The organism is Helicobacter bizzozeronii (genome assembly GCF_900196775.1).
Classification (GTDB): Bacteria; Campylobacterota; Campylobacteria; order Campylobacterales; family Helicobacteraceae; genus Helicobacter; species Helicobacter bizzozeronii.
The window spans coordinates 1-6,917 of sequence record NZ_FZLB01000090.1 but is presented as its reverse complement, the minus strand read 5'-3'; the positions used below and the strand labels follow the sequence as shown (position 1 = coordinate 6,917).

Genomic DNA, 6,917 nt, shown 5'->3' with positions numbered 1-6,917 from the left:
AAGCCTAAAGGATAGGTTTTTTCATTGCCCTTCTTGTGGGTTTTCTTTGGATAGAGATTTGAACGCAAGCATTAATATTTATAGAGTGGGGGCATCCACTCTTGGAGTAGAGGCTATAAGACCCGCCTAGTGGGCAAGCCTTGTTGATCCCAGAATCCCCTAGCTTTAGCTATGGGGAGTATGTCAAGCAAGCATTTTTGGAAAGAACAAAAGTTTTGGACAGATGGATTTTTTGCCTGTTCCATAGGAGAAGCTAACCCAGAAACTATCAAAAGATACATAGAAAATCAAGGGTAGGGGGCATTCATCCCACCCGCTAAAACAAATGCGACGCATTTGCTAGAGTGGGATTTCTGCCAAAAGATGTTAAAATATAAATGAACAATATTTCAAAATAATAAGTATTGGGAATATTGATTTTTATTTGCAACAAGCGTACAAGCTTGCTACATTTGTTAGTGCAGATTGATGTCTATAGATTATAGGGAACCTATAAAACTCTTTTGCAATGCCAAACACAGTGCATTACTAGACTTAAAAACTTGGAGCTTACCCTTAGGGTCTAAATACGCACAAAGAGTATTCTCCACACTTAAAAGGCGTTGGGTTTTCAAGTAGTCTTTTAGGTTGTGATAAAGATTAGCTGGAGGCTTTTTAAAGGCATTGAGGCAGGTTTGGTAGGACAAAGGGTCTAGGAGTGTGCCTAGCAAGCACACACTAGGTCTTTGCACAATGGCAGATAATTTTAAGGGTTTTTGGGGCTTTTTGGGTCGATCCACATCAAAGACTTGGTCGATGTAAAAACCCCAATCTTGAATATCGCTCAAAGATCGGAATAACTGGTAGGCTAGAACTTGCTTTAAAGAAGTGTCTAGTTTGGGATCGTGGGGGGCGTATGTTTGCAATTTATTAGGATGATCCCACAACTCTGCGCTAAGCCCATAAGCCACGAATTGAGATTGGGGCACTTTTATGGTTTGCTTGCCTAGGTTCCGGAGTATATTAACTTTAAAGGCAAGCCCCATAACGAAATTATCTTGGGGTTTGGGCTTTTGGAGGGGTAAGTGTTGCCTAATCTCTAAAAAATACACGCCCTGTTCTTGCAATGCCACTAGAGGCTGATAGATTTCTAGCAGAGACAAAAACAATTCCAAATTGGCTTGGGGAGTGCTGAGGGCTTGGTATTGACCCGCCTTGTTTCTGGCTTTTGGCATAGAGCCATTGAGTAACTCTAAAAGCTGGGCTTGGCTTAAAATTTTAAGGGTTTTATTAGGTTTTAGAATCTTTAAGAGTGGCATTTCTTGGATGAAATTTTGGGCTAGAGCGCGGATTTCTTGGGCTTTTTGCTCTAAAGAGCTTTTTAAAGGCTCTTGCTCTAACCTCCGTGATCCGTGCCTAGAGCGCACATCGCTAGAGATGGCGTAACGCCCCAGCACCTTAGCCTGTAAAACTTCCATTTGTGCAAGCCATTTTGCAGGCGATGCGTGCATTAAGCCCACAAACAACAAAAACACTAACCTTAAGCACATTCCAATTCCTTTGCAAATTCTTATCGCTCAATACACTATATTTTTTATTTTATCCATTTTTCTAGTCTTTTGGCTCTAGCATAGCTAACTAGAACAATGGAGTGTGCGGACCAAAGAAAATCCATGCCGCAAAGCCCATACCTCCTATTAAAATCACCCCATTAAGCCCGGCGCTCGCCAAACAAGCCCACTTCCACACCTTGCTAGGTTTTGTGTCATCATAAACCCCATAAATTGTCCAAAAGGAGAACAAACCACAAAGGAGTACGCTCAAAAGCGCTAAAATCTCATGCCCCGAATGCAATAATATGCTCCCCACTCTAGCGCATAAATAAAGCGTCAAAAAGGGTGTGATGCCAAGCAAAAGCCCTAAATAAAACCGCCCTATGCGCCTGATCCACTTCGTTGTATAACGCTCCAAACTCAACCTACGCTCCAAACTCAACCTATCATACACAAACAAAATGATGAGGGATATCAACACTAACCCCAAGAACAAGAAAAAAATTTCCAACATTTATCCTTACTAGGGTACAGAACGCAAGCCTTAAATAAATAAGACATACCACACCCCCACAGCTAGAGCATTAAAAACCCCGCTAATGACACAACGCCACGCCCAAACTTCGCTAGGCGCATTGCGCTTGTAAATCTTAAAAATGGGATAAAAGGACAAGCCCCCTAAGATCAATGAAGCGATAAGGGCGAGGTTAAGATCAAGAGTAATAACAAGAACCAGCGCATAAAAGAAAATGCACGATGCAAAAGTAACAAAGGGCATGAGCACCAACTCCAAGCAAAACAATGTCGTCTTTTTCATTTTATGCTCCTAACAACGAAACGATTGCATGTCTGAAAGTAGTCCCCCTATAATCAGCAAGTACACCACAACCATCATATTGGAGTATATACTGATTTTGCAATTCAAAGCCCAAGTCTTATTAGAGGCGGCGTATTGATAGATTTTGACAAGGGGCACAAAAGAGAGAGCCCCTAAGAGCACATCACCCAGGCTAAGCGCACATGGCAAGGACCAAAGTATATCATCGCTCTCGCACACGCCCAAAAAGTCAAAAGGGGCATCAACACCAACACCGCCCCCAAGCAAAACGCAGTTATCTTTTTCATAGTAGCCTCTAAAACATCTTAGTCGGGCAACCTACCTATGTAGGGGTGCCCCAGTAGTAGCGCGCCCCAAACACTCAGGACAATACCTTCCGATACAACTATCTTTATCCTTCACAGGGTCTGTAGGACAAGGGCTCTCATAACACATCCCCTCGCACACGCACCGCTCTGCATAGCAAGGGCGATCCCAAACCCCAAGCCCCACAAAAAACCCACTCAGCACCACCAATAAGGTGAAAATCCCGCTCATTTTACAGCCAAAAGCCCAGCCCGTGCGCTTGTAAATCCCAAAAACTAACAAAAGAAACAGCGCGCCTAAGGGCACTTGGCTTAAAGCTGCTAAGTGAGAATGGCAGGCATTCACAAGTTGCCTCCCGACAAACAAACACGCCGCAAACGCCACAATGGGGATCAACCCCAACACTATCCCTAAAAACACTTCTTTAGTTTTCATCATCAACCTTTTCAATACACATAGGATGCGATCATATGGCAGAACACCACCACCAACCCACTAATACCCGCACTCAGCACACAGCCAGAATGCCAACCCGTGTATTTATAAATCTCTCTAATGGGCAACAGAGACAACACGCCCAACACTAACACGTCTATAAATGCCAAAACATGGGTATGGCAACCATAATTATCCAATGTTATCATGATCCCCATACACATACACAAAGTAAAGATAGGCATGAGCACTAACACCAGCCCTAAGAAAAAATTTTTTATCTTCATTATTATCCTCACAATAACGATGCCATACTAAGCCCCACAGCATGGCTTTGAGGCTAATGGTTTGATTCTAGCATTAAGGGTTTTAAGCTTCTTTGCTTTAGCATGCCTTTGCTTAAAGGCTATTCATTAAGGAAGACAGAATGACAAACATAATCAAAAACATATTCAGGCTAGTCTTAATCAGTTTATGTTGCTTGGGGAGTGTGTATGCGAGTAAAGAGGCAGATCAATACTACGACATCGCTACAGAGGCTCTTTGGAAATACCGCGACGATCCAAAGGCTTTTAAATACTATCAAAAACTAGCTGATATGGGAGATTCTAGGGGTTATGTGGGTCTAGGGTATTTATATAGCAAGTCTACAAGGGTTGGTATAGATTATCCTAAAGCCATAGCATACCTTGAAAAAGCGGGGGCTATGGGGAATGCTGAGGGTTATTTCTTTTTGGGGGAGATATATAACACGCATAGCACTTGGTACGATGCCCCTAAAGATAACTCTAAAGCCGCACAGTATTATGAAAAAGCAGGGGATATGGGGAACGGTGAGGCTTATTTTCTTTTGGGATGGATGTATCGTTATAAAGAGGTTTCTGCAGACACTTCTAAAATCGTAGAATGCTTCCAAAAAGCAGGCGATCTGGGATACAGCAAGGGTTATTTGGTTCTAGGGAGCATGTATGCCTATGGAATGTATGTTTCTACAAACTACACTAAAGCCGCTGCTTATTACCAAAAAGCAATTGATTTAGGCGATCCTGATGGTTATTCGGGTTTGGGGGATTTATACAATCAGAAACAAGACACCAATAAGGCTCTAGAATACTACCAAAAGGCTTGTAAAAAAGGTGAAGACGAAGTTGATTGTGAAGAAGCTGAGGAATTAAAACGCCAGCTCTCTTTGAAAAATAAAAACTCTTTTAAGCCCACAAAAAGGCACGCCTCACAGCCCGTTCTGTAATGCCACACAAAAGGGGTTTTTAGATTTGAATTTTTTTTGGAGCTTACCCTGTGCGTTATGGGCTAAACACGGGCTGTTATCAACATTGACAAGGGGGATTGTCTGCAAATAGCCGATAATCTTAAAATAGTCTTCTATGGTTTGGGTTTTGTAAGTGCCTTTTTGCAAGATGTCTAAACAAGCTTGTTTGAATTTTTGGCGTAAATACTTAGGCTTGAGGCAAAGTTGGGGGTGTTTTTGCAAAGTCGCTACATCTAGCTGTGGTCTAGAGAGGGGATCATCAAAGGTGTAGTAATAGCTCTCATAGAGAAACTCGGCTAGTCTCACATTATATTGGGCGTAATAGGGGGCGTAGAGTTTTTGGTACTCTTTTGTATCAACTGCATCCCCGCAATCACTTTCAAAACCTAGATTGTTGATCGCATAAGTATTGGCATAGCCCCAACTGAGCAACTCGCCCAAGATGGCTTGCGTATCCCCTCCCTTGATTAAGCGGTAAGCCAATTCAACTATTTTAAAATCCTCAAAAAAGGCTTGCACGGGCAACATAGGCTTGGGCTTAACTTGTCTGTTAGTAGTAAAATAGTGCACCGTGTCATCCCAGCTCTTAGGATCAGAGGGGAGCGTGCGTAGAGCCTTGATATAGACATTTAAATCCAAACCTTGTTGGTGCGCTTTAATGAGGGGACCATAGATAAAATCCAACACCTTTAAGTAGTCATTTATGATCTGAGATAAAGGGGGTTTTTTATCTGGATCTGCTGTGTAACCTGCAATCAAGGCAAAGAGATGGAGCATCTCAAAGTTTTTAAGCCAACCCACAAAGTGCGCTTCTTTCTCATTGTGGGGGTTAAATTCTTGCAAGAGGGGGACTTGATTTAAAAATTCTAATCCAAGTTTTTGTATTATGGGTAAAGAATTAATCACAGCGTCATCACTACTCAGATCGTCCTCAGGGCTTGTAGTGGCTGTGGCAGTTGCCATCGTGGTTTGTATTTTTTGGGCGATCTCTAGCAAAGCAGAAGGGGTTGTTGCCCCCAAAGTCCCTAACAAGAGGGCAAGAACAAAAAAACGCATTAAAACTCCTTTTTAAAGCTAGTTTGTAGAGCTTGGCAAAAAGCGTCCTTGGTGTGGAAAAAGAGGGGGGTTTGGTTAGGATTTAAAGCCACACAGGGCACATTATCCATAATGAGAATTCCTAATAGTTCTAGCTGTTTTTTGAAGGCGGGGTGAGGCTTTGCTAAGAGAGTTTGGCATGCTTGCTTTAGTGCTGGGTTTAGGTAGTTAGGATTAAGGCAGATTGTGGGGCGTTTCTGCAAGATTTCAGGGCTGATGTCTTGCAAATCCACATAGGCATCGATGTCTTTAATCACCCGCAACACATGCACCGCATAAAGGTTTTGCATGGCATCAAAGGGGGCTAATTGGGGGTTATTGGCTAAGTTTTTGGCAAAGATTCCGTGTTTTTCCATATAACCGGCATCCTGGTTTAACATGGAGGCAATCAACGCTTTAAACCAATCGTTAAAGATGCCCCAAGCCCCATGGGGTTTATAAAGGTAGCCCACATCATGCACCAAATTTTGTGCAATGCCATCGGGATTAAAACAGAGATAATCTTTCATGGCAGAGCCATAAATTCCTAGCGCATTGTAGGCATCTAAACGGCGTTGGGGTACGGGGCTTTTGGCAAGATAGTGCAAATAGGCATCCATCTCTAACCCTCTTTTTTTAGCCTCAAAAAAGGGTTTGTAAAAAAAATTAAGAGTTTCTAAGAACCTTCGTGCCATCTTGGGGATTGGCGTATCATCAAACATCCCAATCAAATGCATCGCTTCAAATGTTTTGGTGTGTTCTAAAAAATCTTGCTCATAGGCATTAGCGGGGTTAAAAGCCTCAAACAAGGGGACTTGATCTAGTGCTGTGTGCGCTAGTTTCCATATTTGGTCTGAATCCAAATTCTTTTGCAGGGTGCTTAAGTAGGTGGAATAGGGCATACCTTGCGGGGGGATGAGCTTGGATGTTTTGTCCTTGGCTGTTTGCAAGGTCTGCTGTAGGGTTGTGAGTAGTTGGATAAAGGCGGGGGTGGGGGTGTTTAGGGATTCTTGGGGGTTGTCTATTGGAATTACGGTAGTTGATACATCTTCTTTGCCCTGCAGATTTAATACTAAGAGAGCTAAGAGAAGTAGGCGAATCATTTTTATTCCTTTGTCAAATGTTTTTGCAATACCAAACAGATTGCGTTGTCAGACTTAAACACTTGGAGCTTGTCTTGGGAGTTCAAATATACACAGGGGGCGTTGTCAATAGAAATCAAACGCACGAGATGTAATTGCTCTTGAATGTCCTTTGTGTTGTAGGTTTGGGTTTTAAAGAGTTGTAGGCAGGTTTGCTTAGATTTGGGGCTTAAGTATTTGGGATTTAAGCACATCGTGGGGTGGTTTTTTAAGATGGTGGGATCATCGTCTTTTAAGCGGTCGTAAAAAAGGGCGTTGTGGCTGAAGACAAGGATGCGGGCTAAATAAAGGGCAGAAAAATGGCTAGGATCTATTTTTGG

At 42.6% G+C, this 6,917-nt stretch carries 10 protein-coding genes and 1 pseudogene; 3 read left to right on the top strand and 8 right to left on the bottom strand.

Annotated elements, in window-relative coordinates; all coding sequences use genetic code 11:
• Together C5684_RS08315 and C5684_RS08310 are read left to right on the top strand one after the other, a co-directional pair.
• Positions 1 to 130, top strand: a 130-nt coding sequence (locus C5684_RS08315) for a zinc ribbon domain-containing protein (protein WP_158650229.1), incomplete at its 5' end; no start/stop codon positions are given.
• Between the two features lie 59 nt (positions 131 to 189).
• Positions 190 to 297 (top strand): annotated as a pseudogene (locus C5684_RS08310) (transposase); the annotation flags it as partial.
• A gap of 182 nt (positions 298 to 479) precedes the next feature.
• On the opposite strand, the gene C5684_RS09625 reads toward C5684_RS08310, so the two are convergent.
• The 5 genes from C5684_RS09625 to C5684_RS08280 all read right to left on the bottom strand — a co-directional run bounded on the left by C5684_RS09625 (position 480) and on the right by C5684_RS08280 (position 3,398).
• On the bottom strand, positions 480 to 1,529 hold the full coding sequence (locus C5684_RS09625; RefSeq protein ID WP_233708727.1) for a hypothetical protein: 1,050 nt from the start codon (positions 1,527 to 1,529) through the stop codon (positions 480 to 482).
• 88 nt (positions 1,530 to 1,617) lie between these two features.
• Positions 1,618 to 2,043 carry a hypothetical protein gene (locus C5684_RS08300; RefSeq protein WP_158650227.1) on the bottom strand — a complete coding sequence of 142 codons (426 nt, stop codon included), beginning with the start codon at positions 2,041 to 2,043 and terminating at the stop codon, positions 1,618 to 1,620.
• 33 nt (positions 2,044 to 2,076) lie between these two features.
• Positions 2,077 to 2,349: a hypothetical protein gene (locus C5684_RS08295; RefSeq protein ID WP_104640011.1), complete on the bottom strand. Its 273-nt coding sequence runs from the start codon at positions 2,347 to 2,349 to the stop codon at positions 2,077 to 2,079.
• A 339-nt stretch (positions 2,350 to 2,688) separates the two neighbouring features.
• On the bottom strand, positions 2,689 to 3,111 hold the full coding sequence (locus C5684_RS08285; RefSeq protein ID WP_104629444.1) for a hypothetical protein: 423 nt from the start codon (positions 3,109 to 3,111) through the stop codon (positions 2,689 to 2,691).
• An 11-nt stretch (positions 3,112 to 3,122) separates the two neighbouring features.
• Positions 3,123 to 3,398 (bottom strand): hypothetical protein, encoded by a 276-nt coding sequence (locus C5684_RS08280; RefSeq protein ID WP_034582598.1) that lies wholly within the window; start codon positions 3,396 to 3,398, stop codon positions 3,123 to 3,125.
• Positions 3,399 to 3,538: 140 nt separating this feature from the next.
• Between C5684_RS08280 and C5684_RS08275 the strand changes: the two genes are divergently transcribed.
• Positions 3,539 to 4,360, top strand: a complete 822-nt coding sequence (locus C5684_RS08275) for a tetratricopeptide repeat protein (protein WP_199764531.1) — start codon at positions 3,539 to 3,541, stop codon at positions 4,358 to 4,360.
• Here C5684_RS08275 and C5684_RS08270 read toward each other — a convergent pair.
• The 3 genes from C5684_RS08270 to C5684_RS09620 form a co-directional block, all read right to left on the bottom strand.
• Complete coding sequence (locus C5684_RS08270; RefSeq protein ID WP_104640009.1) at positions 4,343 to 5,437, bottom strand: hypothetical protein; 1,095 nt, start codon at positions 5,435 to 5,437, stop codon at positions 4,343 to 4,345. The genes C5684_RS08275 and C5684_RS08270 overlap by 18 nt on opposite strands.
• Entirely contained in the window at positions 5,437 to 6,558 is a 1,122-nt protein-coding gene (locus C5684_RS08265; RefSeq protein ID WP_104640008.1) for a hypothetical protein, read from the bottom strand. Before C5684_RS08265 ends, C5684_RS08270 begins: the two co-directional genes overlap by 1 nt.
• A 2-nt stretch (positions 6,559 to 6,560) precedes the next feature.
• Positions 6,561 to 6,917: hypothetical protein (locus tag C5684_RS09620; protein ID WP_233708726.1), on the bottom strand; the 357-nt coding region annotated here is incomplete at its 5' end.